Annotated in this window: 13 protein-coding genes; 6 read left to right on the forward strand and 7 right to left on the reverse strand. The window is 63.2% G+C overall.

Annotation, left to right across the window (positions count from 1 at the left end; all coding sequences use genetic code 11):
* Nucleotides 1-7 precede the first annotated feature (7 nt).
* Nucleotides 8-472 carry a TspO/MBR family protein gene (locus RCO24_RS11130; RefSeq protein WP_308962049.1) on the forward strand — a complete coding sequence of 155 codons (465 nt, stop codon included), beginning with the start codon at nt 8-10 and terminating at the stop codon, nt 470-472.
* 12 nt (nt 473-484) lie between these two features.
* On the opposite strand, the gene RCO24_RS11135 is transcribed toward RCO24_RS11130, so the two are convergent.
* Nucleotides 485-1420 carry a leucyl/phenylalanyl-tRNA--protein transferase gene (locus RCO24_RS11135; RefSeq protein WP_308962050.1) on the reverse strand — a complete coding sequence of 312 codons (936 nt, stop codon included), beginning with the start codon at nt 1418-1420 and terminating at the stop codon, nt 485-487.
* Nucleotides 1421-1699: 279 nt separating this feature from the next.
* Between RCO24_RS11135 and guaA the strand changes: the two genes are divergently transcribed.
* The 3 genes from guaA (at nt 1700) to RCO24_RS11150 (ending at nt 4447) form a co-directional block, all read left to right on the forward strand.
* The gene (guaA, locus tag RCO24_RS11140; protein WP_308962052.1) at nt 1700-3247 is read left to right on the forward strand and encodes a glutamine-hydrolyzing GMP synthase; all 1548 of its coding nucleotides are present in this window, start codon (nt 1700-1702) and stop codon (nt 3245-3247) included.
* Nucleotides 3248-3358: 111 nt separating this feature from the next.
* A complete protein-coding gene (locus RCO24_RS11145; protein ID WP_308962053.1) occupies nt 3359-4042 on the forward strand; it encodes a YoaK family protein in 684 nt (227 codons plus the stop codon).
* 42 nt (nt 4043-4084) lie between these two features.
* Nucleotides 4085-4447, forward strand: coding sequence for an ArsC family reductase (locus tag RCO24_RS11150; RefSeq protein ID WP_308962055.1), 363 nt, complete (start codon nt 4085-4087; stop codon nt 4445-4447).
* A gap of 426 nt (nt 4448-4873) precedes the next feature.
* Here the strand turns inward: RCO24_RS11150 and RCO24_RS11155 are convergent, their stop codons facing one another.
* From RCO24_RS11155 to RCO24_RS11175, 5 genes are all read right to left on the reverse strand, one after another.
* Entirely contained in the window at nt 4874-6187 is a 1314-nt protein-coding gene (locus RCO24_RS11155) for an MFS transporter (RefSeq protein ID WP_308962056.1), read from the reverse strand.
* Between the two features lie 8 nt (nt 6188-6195).
* Nucleotides 6196-7140, reverse strand: coding sequence for an aldo/keto reductase (locus RCO24_RS11160; RefSeq protein WP_308962058.1), 945 nt, complete (start codon nt 7138-7140; stop codon nt 6196-6198).
* A gap of 421 nt (nt 7141-7561) precedes the next feature.
* A protein-coding gene (gene prfB / locus RCO24_RS11165; RefSeq protein WP_308962059.1) for a peptide chain release factor 2 occupies nt 7562-8693 on the reverse strand; the annotation gives its coding sequence in 2 pieces (ribosomal slippage) (nt 7562-8623 and nt 8625-8693; 1131 coding nt in all).
* A 186-nt stretch (nt 8694-8879) separates the two neighbouring features.
* Nucleotides 8880-11432 carry a penicillin-binding protein 1A gene (locus RCO24_RS11170; RefSeq protein WP_308962060.1) on the reverse strand — a complete coding sequence of 851 codons (2553 nt, stop codon included), beginning with the start codon at nt 11430-11432 and terminating at the stop codon, nt 8880-8882.
* A 368-nt stretch (nt 11433-11800) separates the two neighbouring features.
* Nucleotides 11801-12994 carry an N-acetylmuramoyl-L-alanine amidase gene (locus RCO24_RS11175; RefSeq protein WP_308962062.1) on the reverse strand — a complete coding sequence of 398 codons (1194 nt, stop codon included), beginning with the start codon at nt 12992-12994 and terminating at the stop codon, nt 11801-11803.
* Between the two features lie 1015 nt (nt 12995-14009).
* On the opposite strand from RCO24_RS11175, the gene RCO24_RS11180 reads away from it, so the two are divergent.
* Together RCO24_RS11180 and RCO24_RS11185 are read left to right on the forward strand one after the other, a co-directional pair.
* Nucleotides 14010-17033, forward strand: a complete 3024-nt coding sequence (locus RCO24_RS11180) for a ribonuclease E/G (protein ID WP_308962064.1) — start codon at nt 14010-14012, stop codon at nt 17031-17033.
* Nucleotides 17034-17549: 516 nt separating this feature from the next.
* Nucleotides 17550-18209, forward strand: coding sequence for a D-Ala-D-Ala carboxypeptidase family metallohydrolase (locus RCO24_RS11185; RefSeq protein WP_308962066.1), 660 nt, complete (start codon nt 17550-17552; stop codon nt 18207-18209).
* A gap of 56 nt (nt 18210-18265) precedes the next feature.
* On the opposite strand, the gene RCO24_RS11190 is transcribed toward RCO24_RS11185, so the two are convergent.
* Nucleotides 18266-19474 (reverse strand): aminotransferase class I/II-fold pyridoxal phosphate-dependent enzyme, encoded by a 1209-nt coding sequence (locus RCO24_RS11190; protein ID WP_308962067.1) that lies wholly within the window; start codon nt 19472-19474, stop codon nt 18266-18268.
* Between the last annotated feature and the right edge of the window lie 260 nt (nt 19475-19734).

The raw sequence follows: 19734 nt of genomic DNA on the forward strand, positions 1-19734 counted from the left end.
GTTCCCCATGAAATCGTTGCTCGCTCTTCTCGTATTTCTCGCGCTTGTCGCCGCGGCGGCGCTCACCGGCATGATGTATTTGCCGGGTCCGTGGTACGAGGCCCTCGTCAAGCCGGATTGGACTCCGCCGAACTGGCTATTTCCGCCGGTGTGGACGGTTCTCTACGTCATGATCGCTTTGGCGGGTTGGCGCGTGTGGGAGAAACAGGGCTTCAATCAGGCGCTGATTATCTGGCTGGTGTCGCTGCAGCTCAATGCGGCGTGGTCGGTGTTCATGTTCAAGGAGCACCAGATCGGCATGGCTGCCGGCGACATCAGCGTGCTCTGGATTTCAATCGTGGCCTTTATCGCGCTGACGTGGAATTCCAACCGGATCGCGAGCCTCCTGTTCGTCCCGTATCTGGTGTGGGTCAGCTACGCGGCTGCGCTCAACTTCGCGATCTGGCAGCTCAATCCGACTCCGCCCGTATAGGCACCGTTCGGATCAGGCCTCCGGCGCACTCTCCAGGACATCGAGAGCCTGGGCCGGGGAGAGAGTTGCGGTCCAGCGACCGATCGTCTGGCTGTGGCCGGCGTGCTCGCGCATCAATGTCTCGAACTCGGCGCGAGGAATGTCGCGGTAGCCCTGCTTATCGAGTACCGGCGTTCGATCACGCGCATCCACGAAAGCGAAGCCCCATTTCTTGAGGTGGGCGTAAAGCACCATGCTCGCGAGCTTGGAGGTATCCGGCTCGCGGCTGAACATCGACTCGCCGACGAAGACCTGACCGACGACGGAGCCGAAGCCGCCGGCGACGAGCTCGCCTTCCGTGTTCCACACTTCATAGGAATGGGTGTGGCCCTTGCGGTTCAGATCCGCGAAGAGCGTCCTGAAGCGGGGGGTGAGCCAGGTGAGGGAGTGCCAATTGTAGGCTCTCGGGGCGGCGCAGTTTTTGACGACCTCTTCGAACGCGGTGTCGAACGTCACCCGGTATTTGCCCGACCGCATAAGCTTACGCAGGCGCCGGGAGACGTGGAGCTCGGAGAAGAACAGGATGGAACGCTGCTTGCGGGTCCACCATTTCAGGGGGCCGCAATGGGCCCACGGGAAAAATCCGAGGCGCAAAGCCGCCATGTAGGTCTCGGCATTCAGGTGGCGCACCACGCCGCCGAATGTGTCGGGCCGGGACCGTGTGCGACTTTGATCAGGGATGTCGGTGCCCCCCCGAAGCAGATCGAGGGCGGTCCAGAACAGGAGATGGGGTAGGTTCGCAATTCGTTGCGGCTGCAAAGCGTAGGCCGTGCCGAGGAGCCATCTTTTGGCGGTCTCGGCGGCTGTCTCGCGCGCGGGAAGTCCCGGAGAATCGGCTGCTTGGTCGCTTCCGCCGGTCTCGTGGGATACGGAATGGGGCGCGGTCAGGGCTCTGCGGGACGCAAACATATCGGCACTATGCCTCCGAGAGGTGAACGAATGCCCTATGAATTGGCAAATCCCGGGCCAAAATTCGGGTTTGGAGCGGTCTCGGGGGGCTTGCTGTTCCGCAGTTTGCGGGGGCGTGGCCGGTTCAAAGGGGAAAAGCTGGCGACTGCGGCTTTGCTCCACCCCCCGGCCGTCTTGACGCTCGACTGGCCAGGTGGTCTACCCCGCACATTCCGTTTTTTGGACCAGTCCGGGTTCCAATGCTTTCGCCCGGCGTCTCAGGGAGTGAGCCCACCCTCCATGTCCGCATCCGTCCTGATCATCGATTTCGGCAGCCAGGTTACGCAGCTCATCGCGCGGCGCGTGCGCGAAGCCGGCGTCTATTGCGAAATCCACCCGTTCCAGAACGCGGACGCCGCGTTCGCCAAGCTCAAGCCGAAAGCCGTCATTCTTTCCGGCGGGCCATCGTCGGTGCCGGAGGCGGACAGTCCGCGTGCGCCGGACGCCGTGTTTACCTCCGGCGTTCCGGTGTTCGGCATTTGCTACGGACAGCAGACCATGGCCGAGCAATTGGGCGGCAAGGTCGAGAGCGGGCATCACCGGGAATTCGGGCGGGCGGTGCTTTCGGTCGATTCCGACAGTCCGCTGTTCGAGGGTGTGTGGGCCAAGGGTGACCGGCATCAGGTCTGGATGAGCCACGGCGATCGCGTGACGCGGCTGCCGGACGGGTTTCGCATCATCGCCACGAGCGAGAACGCGCCGTTCGCGGCCGTCGCGGACGAAGCGCGCGGCTTCTACGCCGTGCAGTTCCATCCCGAGGTCGTGCATACGCCGGACGGCGAGAAGCTGATCTCGAATTTCGTGCATCGCATCGCGGGCCTCAAGCCCGACTGGACGATGGCCGCCTACCGCCGCGAGATGATCGAGCGTATTCGCAAGCAGGTCGGCAAGGGCCGTGTTATCTGCGGGCTTTCGGGCGGTGTCGACAGCACGGTTGCGGCGGTTTTGATCCACGAGGCGATCGGCGATCAGCTGACCTGCGTGTTCGTCGATCATGGCCTGATGCGGCTTGGTGAAGCCGAGCAGGTCGTCGGCCTGTTCCGCGATCACTACAACATTCCGCTCGTGCACGTGGATGCCTCGAAGCAGTTCCTCGATGCGCTGGCGGGGGTTTCGGATCCCGAAACCAAGCGCAAGACCATCGGCAAGCACTTCATCGACGTGTTCGAGGCGGAAGCGAAGAAGATCGGCGGCGCGGAGTTCTTGGCGCAGGGCACGCTTTATCCGGATGTCATCGAAAGCGTCTCGTTCAGCGGCGGGCCCTCGGTCACGATCAAGTCGCACCACAATGTCGGCGGTCTCCCTGAGCGCATGAACATGAAGCTCGTGGAGCCCTTGCGCGAATTGTTCAAGGACGAGGTCAGGGCGCTGGGGCGCGAGCTTGGCTTGCCGGAGGCGTTCGTCGGGCGGCATCCGTTCCCGGGGCCGGGGCTCGCGATCCGTATTCCGGGCGACATCACGGTCGAGAAACTCGACATCCTGCGCAAGGCGGACGCGATCTATCTCGACGAGATCCGCAAAGCGGGGCTTTACGACGCGATCTGGCAGGCTTTCGCCGTGCTGCTGCCGGTGCGTACCGTCGGCGTGATGGGCGACGGGCGCACCTACGACCACGTGCTGGCGCTGCGCGCGGTGACGAGCGTCGACGGCATGACAGCCGACTTCTTCCCGTTCGACATGGGTTTCCTCGGCCGTGCGGCGACGCGCATCATCAACGAGGTGCGCGGCATCAACCGCGTCGTCTACGACGTGACGAGCAAGCCGCCGGGCACTATTGAGTGGGAGTAGCATGCCTTCGGCATGACCGAGTGGGAATAGGATGCCTTCGGCATTGACCAAGTGGGAGCAGCCGGCCTCCGGCATCACCGGGTGAGATAGACCTGCGTCGAGGGGATTCCCGTGAAACTTTCGGTGCCGACGCTTCTGAGCTTCAACGGCGGGTATGTCGATACCGCGGGCTTCCTGACGCTACACGGCTTGTTTACGGCGCATGTGACCGGCAACTTCGTGACATTCGGCGCGGCGCTCGCCTATGGAACGTCCGGCGCATTGGCGAAGCTGCTCGCTCTGCCGGTATTCTGTATCGTGGTCATGCTGGTGCGCATTCTCGGTGGAGAGTTGCCGAAGCTCGGCGTCGCACGTTTCCGGACGCTACTGGGGCTGAAAGTGCTGCTGCTCGCGGTCGGAGCGCTGCTGGCGGTGCTCTGGGGGCCGTTCCCGGATGGCGACGCGTGGCGGGCGATCCTCACCGGCATGGTGCTGGTGGCAGCGATGGCGATCCAGAATGCGGTTCATCGGGTTCATCTCGCCAAGGCACCGCCAACGACGATCATGACCGGAAATGCCACCCAGATGATGCTCGACGTTGCCGATCTGATCGCGGGGCATCTTCCGGCGGCGGATCGTGAGGCAACGGTCACGCGGGTCCGGGCCCTCGCGACCAGCATCGGCGTTTTTGCGCTTGGTTGCGCGACAGCGGCGGTGGTTTTTCTCGCGGTCCATATGTGGGTGTTCGCGTTGCCGCCGCTGGTCGCGCTCATCTCGGCGCTGTTGTCGAAACCCGCGAGCGAAGCTGCGGCGTAGGCGTTTCAACTGTCATTCGAAGAACTGCGAGGGTGAGGTCCGATGGCTGGTCCGTCCGTCACGATCTACGGCATTCCGAACTGCGACACGATGAAGAAAGCCCGCGCATGGCTTGCTGAGCACGGCATAGATGCGACGTTCCACGACTACAAGAAAGAGGGCATCGACAAGACGCGGATCGAGCACTGGTGCAAGGAGGCGGGCTGGGAAACGGTGCTCAATCGCGCCGGCACGACGTTCCGGAAGCTTTCCGATGGCGACAAGCAGGGGCTCGACCAGAAAAAGGCGATCGCGCTGATGCTCGATCAACCCTCACTCATCAAACGGCCGGTGCTCGATATCGGCGGCAAGACGTTGTTGATCGGCTTCAAGCCGGAGAGTTACGCGGCGGCGTTCGCGCGCTGAACGTCTGAAGCACGAGGGGAGACGCCTAAGCATCCGAGACGCTCTTCGACAGCGGAGACGGCGTGTTCGTCGTATCGGGGGAGGGCAATCAGGCGGCGATGAAGTTTCGGCCGGAGCTGCACCAAAGCGGGTACAAAAAACAAAGACGGGACAGGTGTGCGGGTCCTGTCCCGTCCATTGACGTGCTCATCTCGGCGCATATCCCTTCGGACGCATGCTTTTGATGAGTTCGTAAGATGCGGCTCGATTGCCAACGCGGGGACATAGGCATTCGAGACGCACTGGGGGGAAAACGGATGATCCGGGAACTTATTCTGCGAAAAATGCTCGGAGACGCAAAAAAAATAGGGCGTAAGAACAAACGCGAGAGAAGGCCTTCCCGCTCAATCTGTTAGCAAAATTCATCTTTCGGTAATTTTTAGGGACTCAGGCGACGGCCGCCTCCTTCTGGCGCTCGCGGCGGCCGAGATAGCCGCCGGTAGCCGCCCAGCCGAGCGCGATCCCCGCGCCGATCATCATGGCCAAAGCTGGGCTCTCGGCGAAAACGTCGAGCCCGCGCTTGACCCAGCCGCCGATGGCGTCGCCGCCGCGGTAGACGACGGTGTCGATGAAGTTCTTGGCCTTGTACTTCTCCTCGGGCGCGGCCACGGCGAACAGCATCTCGCGGCCGGGGCGGACGAGGGCGTATTCGCCGACACGGCGGGCGATCATGATGAGGGCGAGCACTGCGAATACCGGGGCGACCGCGAGCCACAGGAAGCCGGCGGCCATCGCCAGGGGAACCGAGACGAGTAAAACGCCTATGCCAAACCGCTCGGCGATGCGTCCGGTCAGGAACACCTGAATGACGATGGTCAGTGTTTGGACGACGGTGTCGATCAGTCCGAACACCTGGGTTTGGCGAACCTTGTCGGGAAATGTCTCTGCGACGAGCTTCGCCTGCTCGAAATAGAGGAACGTGCTGACCACGGCGAGCAGGATCACGAAGAGTGCGATGGCTGCCAGATAGCCGGACTTCACAACGGCGCTCGCACCCGCGAAAGGATGTCCGCCGAGCGGCCGGCCGCGCGGCGCGTGCTGATCGCTTGCGAACAGGGTGGATTCAGTTTGTGGGCTGCGATCTCGCCAACGATGCAGCCAGGCCGCGGCGAGCGCACTGAGAGCCAGAAGCACGGCGGCCAGCAGCAGCAGGCCCGCGTGTCCGATCGGCGCGACAAGCGTCGTGCCGAGAATGGGGCCGGTCAATCCGCCGAGACTTGCGCCGCCGGCGATCATGGCGAACAGGCGCTTGGCTTCGGAAGCCGCGAGAACGTCTGCCAGTACGCTCCAGGCCAGCGAGATCGCCAGCAGATTGAAGACCGACAGCCAGACGTAGAACGTTCGCGCCATCCAGATGTTGTCGGGATCGATCACGAAGCCCACCGCGAATGCGATGAGGTTCAGGGTGAAAAACGCGTAGGTCCAGGCCAGGACATGGCGGCGAGGGACCTTCGAGGCGATCCATCCGAACAGCGGCAACGCGATCAGCGTTGCGACGAAAGTGGCGGTGAAGAGCCACTGCAGATTGTCGATGCCGCCGGCGATCCCCATGGTCTCTCGGACGGGGCGCAGCATGAAATAGCCGGCGAACAGCAGATAGAACATGCCGACACCGGCCGCGACGGCGGGAACCTCCTCGCGCTCGACATTGAAGAGTGTCGAAAGGCGAGAGCGTTTGAACCAAGCGGCGATGCTCTCCATGTGCTGGATCACGCGAAGACGGAAATCAGCGACGCACGCTGCGCTTCGGTGAGATCCGGTCCGGTGCCGGCCTTCAGGTTATCGGCCTGCCGGTTCGGCTTGCCGGTTGCGGGAATGACGGCGGTCACGGCCGGCTGGCTCAATGCGAATTTGAGGAATGCCTGTGCCCAGGAACTGATGCCGGCCTCTGCCGCCCAATCCGGCAACGGCGTATCCTTGACGCGTGAGAACAGCTTTCCGTCCTCGAAAGCGCGGTTGATCAGAACGGCGACGCCGAGATCGCGCGCGAGTGGCAGGACGCGTTTTTCCGCGCCGCGCGTCACCACCGAATAGTTGATCTGCAGGAAGTCCGGCTTTTCCTTTTCGACGATATCAGCGAGCCGATCCTGGGCGCCCTCGACATAGTGCGTGACGCCGACGTAGCGGGTTTTTCCTTCCGCCTTTAGCTCGCGGGCCAGCGCGAGCTGGGTTTCGAGATCGCCGAGATTGTGAACCTGTAGCAGCTCGACCTTGTCGGTTTTCAGCCGCTTCAGCGTGGAGTTGAACTGTGCAAGGCCGTCTTCGCGGCCACGTACGCCCGAGAGCTTGGTTGCGAGCCAGGTTTTAGGACGGAGGTTCTGCTCGGCCAGCAGTGCGCCCAGCACGTCTTCGGCATTGCTGTACGTGGGGGCCGTATCAATGAGCGTGCCGCCGCCGGTGACGAAGATTTTCAGAACGTCTTTCAGCGCTTCGTATTCGGGCGTGTTCTCGCCGACCTCGAAGCTGCCGGACGTGCCCATGCCGATGACGGGAATTCTTTCGCCGGTCGAGGGGATCACACGGGTTGCGAGCGCGGTGGTGGATTGATCCGCTGCCGTGGCGTTGTCGGCCCTTGCAGCCGAATTCCACGGTGCCATCGCAAGGAGTGCTGCGGCCGAGCCAGTCGTGCTCAGAAACGTACGGCGTGACTGCATGACGGTCTCCTCCTTCGACGTTCGACGGGATGCGGGCAATTCAGGCCATTGGCATAAGACGTCAGCGGCTGGAGTGCCCCGGCTGTTCCGTGAAGCTCGTTTCTTAAGTGAACCTTAAAAACGAATGGCCCCCCAGTGGGGGGACTGGGGGGCCGACCGTGGGATGAACGCTGCCAGCGCGGAGGGGGGAACCCGCAGCAGCGTTCTGTCTCGCCAGAAAACGGGGGTCTTTCTGGCGGATCTGGGAACTCAACAGCCGGGAGGGGGCTTCGGTTCCCACCCCCAGACCATGAAATTTTCTAAGGCCGCGCGCTGTCACGTAGGGAACAGGAGAAAAGGCAGCGGGCGGGGCTGGGCAACAGCAAATATCATGGGCAGCAAGACGTGCTTGCTGCCGGCTGCCTGTTGCCCGCTGCCGATACTAGTCGAGGTCGGCGATCACCGCGTCGGCACCGCCCTTCATGCGCTGGGCGAGCGTCGCCTCGATGAACGGATCGATGTCGCCATCGAGAACCGCATCGGGGTTCGAGCTTTGGGCGCCGGTCCGCAGGTCCTTCACGAGCTGATAGGGCTGGAGAACGTAAGAACGGATCTGGTGGCCCCAGCCGATATCGGTTTTGGCGGCCTGGTCCGCCGAGGCCTGCTGCTCACGCCGCTTGAGCTCCATCTCATAGAGGCGAGCTTTGAGGCGCTTGTAGGCGATGTCCTTGTTCTGGTGCTGGGAGCGCTGCTCTTGAGCGAAGATCACGATGCCGGTGGGCTTGTGCACAAGGCGCACCGCAGACTCCGTGCGGTTGACGTGCTGGCCGCCGGCGCCGCTCGAACGCGCGAAGCTCATATCGACGTCGGCCGGGTTGATTTCGATGTCGATCGAGTCGTCGATCACCGGATAGACCGTGACCGACGCGAAGCTCGTGTGGCGGCGTGCGTTGGAATCGAACGGCGAGATGCGCACGAGGCGATGAACGCCGGCTTCGGTCTTGAGCCAGCCGAAGGCGTTCTCGCCCTCGATCTCGAGGGTTGCGGATTTGATGCCGGCCTCTTCGCCCGGGCTTTCGTCGATCAGCTTGACCTTGAAGCCGCGGCGCTCGCCCCACCGCATGTACATGCGGGTGAGCATCGAGGCCCAGTCCTGGCTCTCGGTGCCGCCCGCGCCGGCGTGAATTTCGATGTAGGTATCCATACCGTCGGCTTCGCCGGACAGCATGGCTTCCACGCTCTTGCGTTGAACTTCCTCGTCGAGACGCTTGAGCGCGCCTTCGCCCTCAATGACGATAGCGTCGTCGTCCTCGGCTTCGCCGAGTTCGATCAGCGTGAGGTTGTCCTCGAAATCGCGCTCGATACGCCGAAGCTCCGTCAGGGAGCGTTCGAGCTGCTGGCGCTGGCGCATGACCTTCTGGGCTTGGGCGGGATCGTTCCAGAGGGCAGGATCTTCCGCGCGCCGATTGAGATCGGCTAGGCGAGCTTCAGCTTGCTCCGGGTCAAAGAGACCTCCTCAAGAGGACCAGCGCCTCTTCGATCGAAGCCACGACTTTTTGCGCTTCAGCGCGCATTGGAGCCTCCTAGGGGCCTTGGATCGCGTGCCACGCAGTGGAGGACGCAGGCCAAAGGACAGAGTGATATGGGGAAGACTTATTGGTCTCTCATATAGTGAGGCCAATCTCTAATGTAAACGCGGCGTCGCGCTGCACCGACCAAGTGCTCAGGGAACTAACGCGCCGCCGCTTTGGGAAAAATCCTCACCACATTCCGCCGCGTCCGCCGCCGTAGCCGGGCTGCGGAGAGGCTTGCCAGGCGTCGTTCTGGGGAGCGCCGCTGGCCGAGCTTTGCGCGTAGGGATCCGAGAAGCCGATCACGGAGTAGGCATCGTCCGGCTCCTCGTTCGGCTTGAAGGCCTCCATGATGGCGGTGGTGTCTTCGGGCGCTGCGCGCATCCCGGTTTTCAGATTGATGCGCACGAGCTTGATGCCGGGCGGAACGCGGAACGGAATGGCCGGCTGATCGGCGAGCGCCTGCTTGACGAAATTGCCGAAGATCGGCGCCGTCACGTGGCCGCCGGTGTTGCCCTTGCCCATCGGACGAGGCGTGTCGAAGCCGACGAAGACGCCGACCACAAGATCCGGCGTGTAGCCGACGAACCAGGCGTCGCGCTCTTCGTTGGTGGTGCCGGTCTTGCCGGCGAGTGGGCGGTTCAACGACTTCAGCGACGTGGCCGTACCGCGCTGGATGACGCCCTCCATGATCGAGGTCATCTGATAGGCGGTATGGGGGTCTACGATCTGCTTGCGGTCGTCGGGAACCTCCGGCTCGACCTGGTTGTCCCAATGGTCAGCCACGCAATCGGTGCACTGGCGCGCGTCATGGCGCCAGACTGATTTGCCCCAGCGGTCCTGGATGCGATCGATCAAGGTGGGGCGCACGGTCTTGCCCCCATTGGCGAGCATGCAATAGGCCGTGGCCATGCGGAGAAGCGTGGTCTCGCCGGCGCCGAGCGACATCGAGAGCACGGGCAGAAGATCATCGTAGATGCCGAAGCGCTTGGCATATTCGGTGATGATCGGCATGCCCATGTCCTGGGCCAGCCGCACCGTCATCTGGTTTCTGGATTTCTCGATGCCGACGCGGAGCGTCGTCGGACCACCAGACTGGTCCTTCTCGTAGTTGTTCGGCTTCCAGATATCCTGGCCGGGGCCCTGCTCGATCTCGATCGGTGCGTCGAGCACGATGGAGGTCGGCTTGTACCCGTTGTCGAGGGCGGCGGTGTAGACGAACGGCTTGAACGACGAGCCGGGCTGGCGCTTGGCCTGCAGGGCGCGGTCGAACTGGCTCATTGAGAACGAGAAGCCGCCGACGACAGCGAGCACGCGGCCGGTATGCGGATCCATCGCGATCAAGCCGCCGCTGATTTCGGGCACCTGCATCAGCGACCAGACGCCGGCGAGGTTCTTTTCATCCTTCGGCGAGACGTAAATCACGTCGCCGGGCGCCAGAATGTCGGCGATTTGTTTCGGTTCGGTCCGCTTCTGCGGAACCTTCGCCCACTTGATCTCTTCGAGCGTGATCTCGACGGCGTGGCGCTCGTCGGTCAAAGAACCGTCCTGCTTGCGTGACGGCTTCAGGCCGACGACGGCCTTCGTCTTCTCCATCGAAAGCACGACGCCGAGACGCCAAGGGGCGATATCGGCGGGACTGTCGATGGCGCCGAGCGGAACGCCCCAGTCGCCGGTGATCGCGATCTTGCTCACGGGGCCGCGCCAGCCCTGCTTGCGATCGTAAGACACGAGACCGTCGATCAGTGACTTACGTCCGATCTGCTGAAGCCGAGGATCGAGCGTCGTGCGGACCGAGAGCCCGCCAGCATAGAGTTTCGCCTCGCCGTAGGCCGACAGAAGCGAGCGGCGAACTTCCTCGGCGAAATACTCGGCTGCGAAGATGTGTGCGCCGCCGGGGCGGATGTTCACAGTGAGCGGAATGGCCTTCGCGGCCGTCGCCTGCTCGTCGGTGATGTAGTTGTTCTCGGCCATCTGGCCGATGATCCAATTGCGCCGTTCGGTGGCGCGCGCCTTCTGGCGGAACGGATGGTAGTTGTTGGGCGCTTTCGGAAGGGCCGCGAGGTAAGCGGCTTCCTCGATGGTGAGATCCTTGAGCTCCTTGTTGAAGTAGGCGAGACCCGCGGCGGCGACGCCATAGGCGCCGATACCGAGGTAGATCTCGTTCAGGTAGAGCTCGAGAATTTTGTCCTTCGAATAGGCCCGCTCGATGCGGATCGCGAGGATCGCTTCCTTGATCTTGCGATCCATGGTGCGGTCGCTGGTCAGCAGGAAGTTCTTCGCAACCTGCTGGGTGATCGTGGACGCGCCCTCTGCGCGGCGGTCTCCGCCCTGAATCTTGGTTTCGACGATCTTCAGGACGGCGCGGGCGATGCCCTGGATGTCGAGGCCACCGTGTTCATAGAAGCGACGATCTTCGGCGGAAAGGAACGCGGCGATGATGTGCTTCGGAATGGTGTTGATCGGCACGAAGATGCGTCGCTCGCGTGCATATTCGGCGATCAGCGAGCCGTCATGGGCGTGGATGCGCGTCATGACGGGAGGCTCGTATTTGGCGAGGCTCTCGTAGTCGGGCAGATCCTTGGACGCTTGCCACAGCACGTAACCCGCGCCGGCCGAGCCAACCAGGAACAGCACGACGAAGGCCGCAAAGCTCCAGCCGAGGAAGCTCAGCAGAAAGCTTTTGCGCCGCCGGGTTCTTCGCCGGGGCTCTTGCTGGGGTGGAAGGGTCGGGGCTCGCATTCAGCCTTTGTCCGCTCGACGAAAGACGTCCGGTGGAAAATGATCGCTAAGGTGCGATCGCAAATCGCTTAATTCCGCGTGCTCGCTCCGAATCCATGGAAGCAGGCTACGCGCAACAATCCCGTATTTGGCACGCATTCTTCGACGAAGGTATGTTCAACCGACCGCGGCCGGGCGAGGCTTCGTCGGAAGCGCCCCAGTTGCTCCTGCTATTGCACCGCAGCAACCGTAGGATCAAGCTGAAACATTAACATGGATTGTGGCATCACGTCGTCCTTAAGGCCTCTGATCGTAAACCTATTCCTGTTTGTCCCGTCGCGATGCGACGGAGGCCAGGACTGCAAGCGCCGCGAAGGCAGCCTGCTCGATCAAGGAGCGGGGGATCCGGCGGTTCTTTTTGCGAAGTAGCTGTCGACGGCCCCGGTGATGGAGCCTGCCATTTTTTTCTGCCAGGCGGGCGTGTTGAGCAGTTTCTCATCCTCCGGATGGCTCAAATAGCCAAGCTCGATCAGCACGGAAGGAGCGTGCGTCTGCTTCAGCACCTTGAAGGCGGCTGCGCGCTGGGGCACGGGGGACAGTGCGGCGGATTGTTTCAGCTTGCGAATGAGGGCGTTTGAGAAGTCGCTGGAGAAATTGGCGGTCTCGCGTTTCATGAGGTCGATCAGGATGCCGGTTACTTCGTCGTCGCCGCTTTCCGCCGAGCTGAGGCCGGCCACGAGGTCGGAAGCGTTCTCTTTCTCGGCCATACGGCGCGCCTGCTCGTCTGACGCGCGCTCGGACAGCGTGTAGACGGTCGCGCCCCGTATGGTTTGCGCCACGTTGTGCTCGGGAAGCGTATCGGCGTGCAGCGAGATGAAGAGGTCGACGCCGTGCTTCAGCGAGAGGCTGAGCCTCTGGTCGAGGGAAATGAAAACGTCGGACGCGCGGGTCATGCGGACGTCGTAGCGGCCGGTCGCGGCGAGCTGGCGGCCAAGTTCTTTGGCAACTGCGAGCACCACGTCCTTTTCGAGCACTTTGCTGGTGGCGCTCACGGCGCCGCCATCGATGCCGCCGTGCCCCGGATCGATCATGATTACGGGTTTGCCGGGGCGTTTCGGCTTGGCGGCGCCTGCCGCATCGCTGGGAGGAGCATCTTTTTTGAGCTCTTCCGCAACTTTGTCCGCGCCGGTGCCCATCCCGAAGCTTTCGGGTGCGGTGGTCACCATATCGAAGCTGAACGTGACGCCGGTGCCTTTGGGGGCGGCAGTCATGGCGGCCCGCTCGATGCGCACCGGGCCGTTGGTATCGAGGACCACGCGCGCCTTGCGCTCGGCAAACAGACCGTAACGGAAGGTTCGGACCAATCCGCCGCCGTTCTGTCCGGTGCTGTCGGGCAGGCGGAAGGCGACGTCCGGAAGATCGACGATGACGCGGTAGGGGTTTGCGAGCGTGAAGATCTCGGCGGTAACGCCTGCCGTCAGCTCGAGCAAAAAGGTAGTTCGGGTCTGGTCGCCCGACAGCTCGGCGCGCGTTGCTGACGCAACGCTGGCCGCTGCCGCAGCCGCGCCCAGGCCGACGTGCATCAGCACCGCGAGGGCCGCGAAAGCCGCTCGCAGACCAACAGCTCCGGCCCTGGTTCCGATCCCCGGTTGCACGCGGTCCCTATCGCGTTCGTCAGCAAATTATCACGTAGGCGCTACAAGTTAGCTCATATTCGCCGGTTTAGTGCAAGAGCGGCCCGGTTTATGAGGTTCTGTTGCGCCTTTTCTCCATAACGCACTTGCCACACCGGCGGCGAACCCGTACAAAATTAACCCGCATCGTGTTGAGTACGCCTCTTCACGCGAGAGTTTGATCGGTTGCCGGATGCACGGTCTGGTTTAGGACCGGCTTTTTTCCCAACCGATGATCGCCGAGTCCCAGAAGGGGCGATGCGCACGGTTCGATGACAGTCCGGCGCGTGCTTTGCGATCGGCAACGTTTGAGCCAGGATTTCCCGCCTGGATGTTCCGGGGAGAAGCCCGGCCGAATGATGCGCCGAAGCGCGTCGCACCAGACGTCTCGAACCGAGAGCGGTCTTGGCTCGATGCAGCCTACCTGATCGGGTGCCAGCGAAAGGGGTGCCGCAGGTGGGCGGGACATGTGTTCTTGCCGAGCAGGCGGGTTGTTCCCGACGGCGGCTAACGCGGTCCTCACGTACAAACTTCGGCTTGTCTCCGGCGCTGATGCAGCTCGTATGCCGCGCACGCGCCAAGAGGTCAGGGCCGCTGTTCGACATCTTTCTCGATACTGGCGCAGGCTTTCGCGCCTTCTAGCTGATGAACTGTCACCTGTCTGTCATTCAAGGACACCTGTCAGACTAACGCCCATGCAGATCGAACGCGCATTTCCTTCTTTCGCCTCCGAGCCGTTTGCGGCTCAGGGCGGAGCGCACCCGGATCATCCGGCTCTGCGCGAAATGTGCGCCCGCACTTTCAACCCAACCCTTCTCATCTCAAACACAACAAAGGCGCGCGCCACGACACGGCCGCAAGTCGCCTCCGGCCGTCTGGCCGGTTCCGGTGGTTCGGCCCACCGGCGCGCAAAGGACAAAAACACATGGCACCAAACAAGATGCTTATCGATGCCACCCACCCCGAGGAAACTCGGGTGGTGGTTCTACGCAACGGACGAGTAGAGGAGTTCGATTACGAGAGCGCCGCCCGCAAGCTTCTACGCGGGAACATCTATCTGGCGAAGGTTACGCGCGTCGAGCCATCGTTGCAGGCCGCGTTCGTCGATTACGGCGGCAATCGCCACGGCTTTCTCGCATTTAACGAAATCCATCCCGACTACTACCAGATCCCGATGGCGGATCGGCAGGCGCTTCTCGACGAAGAAGCCGCTGCCGAGGCCGAGGAAGAAGCTGCCGCGGATGCGCGCGCCGAGCGGCTGGCGCGCAGGCGTCGGCCCGACAACACGAGCCGGGGTTCTGCTCCCGATTCCGACGACAGCGCCCACGCCGATGACCACGCGCACGATCACCACGATCACGGCGCGGAAGGCGAAGGCTCCGACGACGAGCACGCCGATGACGATGCGGCCGATGATGATCGTGGTCCGCAGGTTATCGCCGAGGCGAGCGTCCGCGACGACGTGATCGTCGAGGACGCACCGGAGCCGGAGAGCGCCGGTGGCTTCGAAGGCGGTGACGAACCCGCTCATGAAGGCGACGACGAGGGCGAGGGTTCGACGGTCGAGGCTTCGGCCGAAGCTGCCGATGCTGCGCCTTCGGAGGAGCAGGCCTCAAGCGAAACGCGCGAAGGCGAGGGCGTTCAGGTGGTCGCCAGCGCATCGGCCGAGCCGGAAGCACTGGAGAGCACGGGCGCCGAAGACGCACTCGAGGAATTGCCCTCGCGTCCGCGCCGCCGGCCGCGCAGCTACAAGATCCAGGAAGTCATCAAGCGCCGCCAGGTGATCCTGGTGCAGGTGGTCAAGGAAGAGCGCGGCAACAAGGGTGCCGCGCTTACGACCTACCTCTCGCTTGCCGGACGCTACACGGTGTTGATGCCCAACACTGCACGTGGCGGCGGCATCTCGCGCAAGATTACCAACCCGCAGGATCGCAAGCGTCTCAAGGCCATCGCGCAGGAGCTCGAGGTGCCGGAGGGCATGGGGCTCATCATTCGCACCGCCGGCGCTGCGCGCACCAAGCAGGAAATCAAGCGCGACTTCGAATATCTGCTCCGTCTGTGGGAGAGCGTTCGCGATCTCACGCTCGAGAGCACCGCGCCGAGCCTCGTCTACGAGGAAGGCAACCTGATCAAGCGTTCGATCCGCGACCTTTACAACAAGGACGTGGAGGAGATCATCGTTGCGGGCGAACACGCGCACAAGGATGCCAAGGACTTCATGCGCATGCTCATGCCGAGCCATGCCAAGAACGTCATTCCGCACCAGGATCCGGAGCCGCTGTTCACGAAGTATGGCATCGAGCGCCAGCTCAATGCGATGTTCAACCCGTACGTGACGCTGAAGTCGGGCGGCTATCTCGTCATCAACCAGACCGAAGCGCTGGTTGCGATCGACGTCAACTCCGGCAAGTCGACGCGTGAGTTCTCGATCGAGGAAACGGCGCTCAACACCAACCTCGAGGCGTCCGACGAGATCGCGCGCCAGGTCAAGCTGCGCGACCTCGCCGGCCTGATCGTCATCGACTTCATCGACATGGAGGAGAAGCGCAACAACCGGGCCGTCGAGCGTAGGCTCAAGGACGCGTTGCGGTTCGATCGCGCCCGCATCCAGCTCGGCCGGATCAGCCATTTCGGCCTCATGGAAATGAGCCGCCAGCGGTTGCGTTCGGGCGTGCTCGAAGGATCGACTTCGCAGTGCCCGCATTGCCAGGGCACCGGCATCATCCGCTCCACGGAGAGCGTTGCACTCGCTGTGCTGCGTGCGATCGAGGACGCGATGCTGGCTGGCGCGCGCAGTTCGCTGATCGCGACGACGACTTCGTCCGTCGCGCTCTATATCCTCAACAACAAGCGTCATTTCATCAATGAGATGGAGACGCGCAACGGCATCTTCGTCACCGTTCAGGCGAGCGACAAGCTGCAGGGCGCGAACTTCCTGATCGAGAAGGGACATGCGGCTCCGGTCGCAACGCGCCGTCCGGACCGCGCCGCAGTCAACATGGACTGGGGCTTTGCGGGTGAAGGCGTCGAGGGCGACGCGAGCGATGCCGGAGACGACGAGGACGAGGTCGTGGAGAGCCAGGGCAGTGGCGAGCAGCGGGGCGAGCCCCGTGCGCGCGACGAAGGCCGTGGTGAAGGTGGTCGCCGTCGGCGCCGCCGTCGCGGGCGTCGCGGTGGCGAAGGTGGCCGCGGCGAAGGCCGGGGCGACGGACGCCGCAACGAGGAACTCGGCGCACAGTCTTACGATGACGACAACGTCGAGACCGTCGAGGAGCGCGACGAGCCGATCGAGGCCGTTGGCGGCGATCAGTCGGTCGAGGCGGACGACGGATACGGTGACGACGAGGGCGCACCGCGGGAAGCGCGCGAGCCCGGATCGCGGGGCGGAGAACGTTCGGAGGACGGAAACGGACGCCGGCGTCGCCGTGGCCGTCGCGGTGGACGGCGGGGCCGTGAGCGCCGCCCTTCCGAGGAGGGCACTGCGCTTTCGGATGCGCAGCCGGATACCGAGGCCAGCGGTTTCGATGATGGAGCCGGCATCGGCGACGTCGGTTCGGACGATGCTGCTCCGGTGGAAGCGATCGCAACCAACGACGATGCAGCGCCGTCTGCGGCTCCTGCTCGTGAGCCGCGTCGCAGCCGGTCGGCCGAGAGAAACGGCGAGGAGCGCACGCGGTCGGCCAAGCCGGTCGAGGCGATCGGCGAACAATCGGCGATAAAGGTCGAAAGCCCCGCGCCTGTCGCGCCTGAGAAACATGCTCAGGCTCCGGAACGGGCGGATGCGCCGGAAGATACGGTTCTGGCCCGCGTGCGCGCGCGTCAGGCGACCCTTGCGGAGCCTAAGCTCGAGCGGGTCGTCGTTTCTCCCGAGCAGAGCGGTGAGACCGGCGAAGGCGGCGGCGACCAGCCGACCCGGCGCGGGTGGTGGCAGCGCCGGTTGGGCGGCTGACTGCGCGTTATCATCGGCTCGTAAGTTTGAAACATTAGCCAGGGTCGTTCTACGGAACGGCCCTGGCTTTTTGCTTGGGCGTGTTTCTCGTCGCGAAATCTGGCCCCACGACACGCCCAGTTCTCGCCTTGTTTTCACTCGCGCGTCCAAATCTCTGGGGTCGCGACAATTTTTCACGTTCCGGATTTGCAGGGCAATTCCATTGCGGAATCAAAGGCCGTGCACAGACTGGGGCGCCTTTGGCGCGCCTCGTCGGCAGGTAAAGTCACATTTTCACCATAAGCGGCTGGTGACTGCCGCCGGTCATATCGAGTAATTGGCGGGGCCGGAATGGATTATCCGGCAATGGCGTGGGACGTCACATCGCAACTCGTGTGACGTGATTTGGGGCGATCTCTCCGATCTGTTCTCAAGATCACGGGGATGCTTGAACTATATTCCGGGTGTTTTTCTCGTCATTACTTTCTTTTCTTTGGGCCCATCCGGAATTCAGCAAGAATTAAAGGGAGTTCTTCCATGAGTCAGCGCATTTTTGCTGCTTTCCTGGGCCTGGCTGCAGCCGTGTGCCTAGTGGTACCCGCCGAAGCGCGGGTCGAGAACGGGGCGAGCCGCGCGCACTATGCAAAGGATGGCCGTGCAGCCTCGAAGCGCGCTTACAAACAGCAGCGCACCTACAAGCAGCGCTCATACGCTCAGAAGGCCTATGCCAAGAAGCGCCAGGCGGCCTATCGCACGACCGGCAAGGTCGGCAAAACCGCTCAATATCGCGGTTACAAGAAGAAGTACGCTTCCAAGGGCGTGAAGGGCCGTGCGGCCCGGCTCCAGGGCCGCGCCATGACGGCTAGCCATTCGGGCGGCGGCGGCGCCAGTGCGTCGCGCGGTTGCCTCCAGGCTTCGGCTCGCGGTCTGCTCGATCGGATCGAGGCGCAGTTCGGCCCGGTCAAGGTCATCTCGACCTGCCGTCCGGGGGCGCGCATTGCCGGCAGCGGCAAGCCGTCGAAGCATGGCTTCGGTCTCGCGGTCGATTTCGATGCCGGCGCTCGCAAGGGGGCCATCGTCAGCTGGCTGCGTGCCAACCATATGGCGGGCGGCACCATGACCTACCGCAACATGAGCCACATCCACGTGGACATCGGACCGCGGTTCGTGTCGCTGGGTGCCGGCGGGCGCGGCTAAGACTAGGGGAAAAGGAGGCGTGCGCCGTTCGCAGCCTCCTTTTTCATCTCAGCCTTTCATCCGGAAGTGCGCAGCCGCGACCAGCTTAGGATGCGGTTCGCGCCCTCTCGGATGTCGGCTTCCGTTCCCGCATACGAAAAGCGCAGGAAGTGCCGGCCGCGGGCTTCGTCAAAGTCGAGGCCTGGGGTGACCGCAACGCCGATCTCGTTCAGCATCGCGGACGCGAAGGCGCGGGCATCATCGGTGAACGCCGAGACGTCGGCATAGAGGTAGAACGCGCCGTCCGCGGGGGCGATGCGCGTGAAGCCGGCTTGCGGCAGCGCTTCCAGAAGCAGCGCGCGGTTGTTTGCGTAGGTTTCCCGATTGCCCTCGAGCTCGTCTTCGGCCTCGAAAGCGCCGAGGGCTGCCACTTGCGAGACCGCGGGCGCCGAGATGAACAGGTTTTGCTGCAATCTTTCGACCACACGGACGAGGGACGGCGGTACGATCAGCCACCCGATGCGCCAGCCGGTCATGGCGTAATATTTCGAGAAGCTGTTGATGACGATGACGTCGTCGGAAACGGAAAGCGCCGTCGTGGCCGGCTTTTCGTAAGTCAGCCCGTGGTAGATCTCGTCCGAGATGAACCAGAGGCCGTGCTCGTCGCAGTAGCCCACAAGCTCGGCGAGGCGATGGGGCTCGATTATGGTGCCGGTGGGATTGGCGGGGCTTGCGATCAAAAGGCCGTCGAGCCCGGTCGCGCGATCGAGGCGTGCGAGGGCGTCGAGGGTCGGCATCCAGCGCGTTTCGGGGCCGGTTTCGATCAGTGGAGATCGGCACCCGAGCGCCGACAGGATATGGCGATAGCAAGGGTATCCGGGTGAGGGCAACGCCACTTGCGCGCCGGTATCGAAGACCGCGAGAAAAGCCAGGATGAATGCCGCCGACGAGCCGGTGCAGACGACGACGCGGCTGTCGTCGATGTCGACATTGTAACGTTCGCCGTAGCTGCGGGCGATCCGGTGTCTCAATCCATCGATGCCGAGCGCTGCGGTGTAGCCGAGCGTCTCGGTTCCGAGAGCCGATTTCGCCTTCGCGAGCGCCGCGGCGGGCGCTGGTGTTCCAGGCTGGCCGACTTCCATGTGAATGACGGACCGCCCTTCAGCTTCGAGGGCAGCTGCTTCGCGCATGACATCCATGACGATAAAGCTCGCGATGTCGCTGCGGCGCGCGGGGCCGCGCTCGGCTCGGGCGCGTTTGCGTCCCAACCCCTGCTCATCACTCATCGCGTTTTCCTTCGGGGTTCTGAAGCTTCGCCCATGGCCGCGCTTCCGCCGGTCGCAAACGCCTTCCTTTGGCCGCATTGAAGCCAGTCCATGGGGTTCGAGCGACGCGTTTTAGCCGTCAACCCACTGTAAAGCCAGCGGCTAGGCCGGTAGTCTTGTGTTGACCGGCTCTCTATGCCCATCTAGTTCGTGTCAGCGTGGTTTTCTCACTCTTTCAGCGCGATCTTTCGAGCGATCCGACGAGCATGACTAAATCGACG

Origin of the sequence: Hyphomicrobium sp. LHD-15, from assembly GCF_031157355.1 — a bacterium.
Taxonomy (GTDB): Bacteria; Pseudomonadota; Alphaproteobacteria; order Rhizobiales; family Hyphomicrobiaceae; genus Hyphomicrobium_C.

Coding starts and splice junctions, on each gene's coding strand:
- RCO24_RS11130 (WP_308962049.1), top strand. CDS start 8: ATGAAATCGTTGCTCGCTCTTCTCGTATTTCTCGCGCTTGTCGCCGCG.
- RCO24_RS11135 (WP_308962050.1), bottom strand. CDS start 1,420: ATGTTTGCGTCCCGCAGAGCCCTGACCGCGCCCCATTCCGTATCCCAC.
- guaA (WP_308962052.1), top strand. CDS start 1,700: ATGTCCGCATCCGTCCTGATCATCGATTTCGGCAGCCAGGTTACGCAG.
- RCO24_RS11150 (WP_308962055.1), top strand. CDS start 4,085: ATGGCTGGTCCGTCCGTCACGATCTACGGCATTCCGAACTGCGACACG.
- RCO24_RS11155 (WP_308962056.1), bottom strand. CDS start 6,187: ATGGAGAGCATCGCCGCTTGGTTCAAACGCTCTCGCCTTTCGACACTC.
- RCO24_RS11160 (WP_308962058.1), bottom strand. CDS start 7,140: ATGCAGTCACGCCGTACGTTTCTGAGCACGACTGGCTCGGCCGCAGCA.
- RCO24_RS11170 (WP_308962060.1), bottom strand. CDS start 11,432: ATGCGAGCCCCGACCCTTCCACCCCAGCAAGAGCCCCGGCGAAGAACC.
- RCO24_RS11175 (WP_308962062.1), bottom strand. CDS start 12,994: ATGCACGTCGGCCTGGGCGCGGCTGCGGCAGCGGCCAGCGTTGCGTCA.
- RCO24_RS11180 (WP_308962064.1), top strand. CDS start 14,010: ATGGCACCAAACAAGATGCTTATCGATGCCACCCACCCCGAGGAAACT.
- RCO24_RS11185 (WP_308962066.1), top strand. CDS start 17,550: ATGAGTCAGCGCATTTTTGCTGCTTTCCTGGGCCTGGCTGCAGCCGTG.
- RCO24_RS11190 (WP_308962067.1), bottom strand. CDS start 19,474: ATGAGTGATGAGCAGGGGTTGGGACGCAAACGCGCCCGAGCCGAGCGC.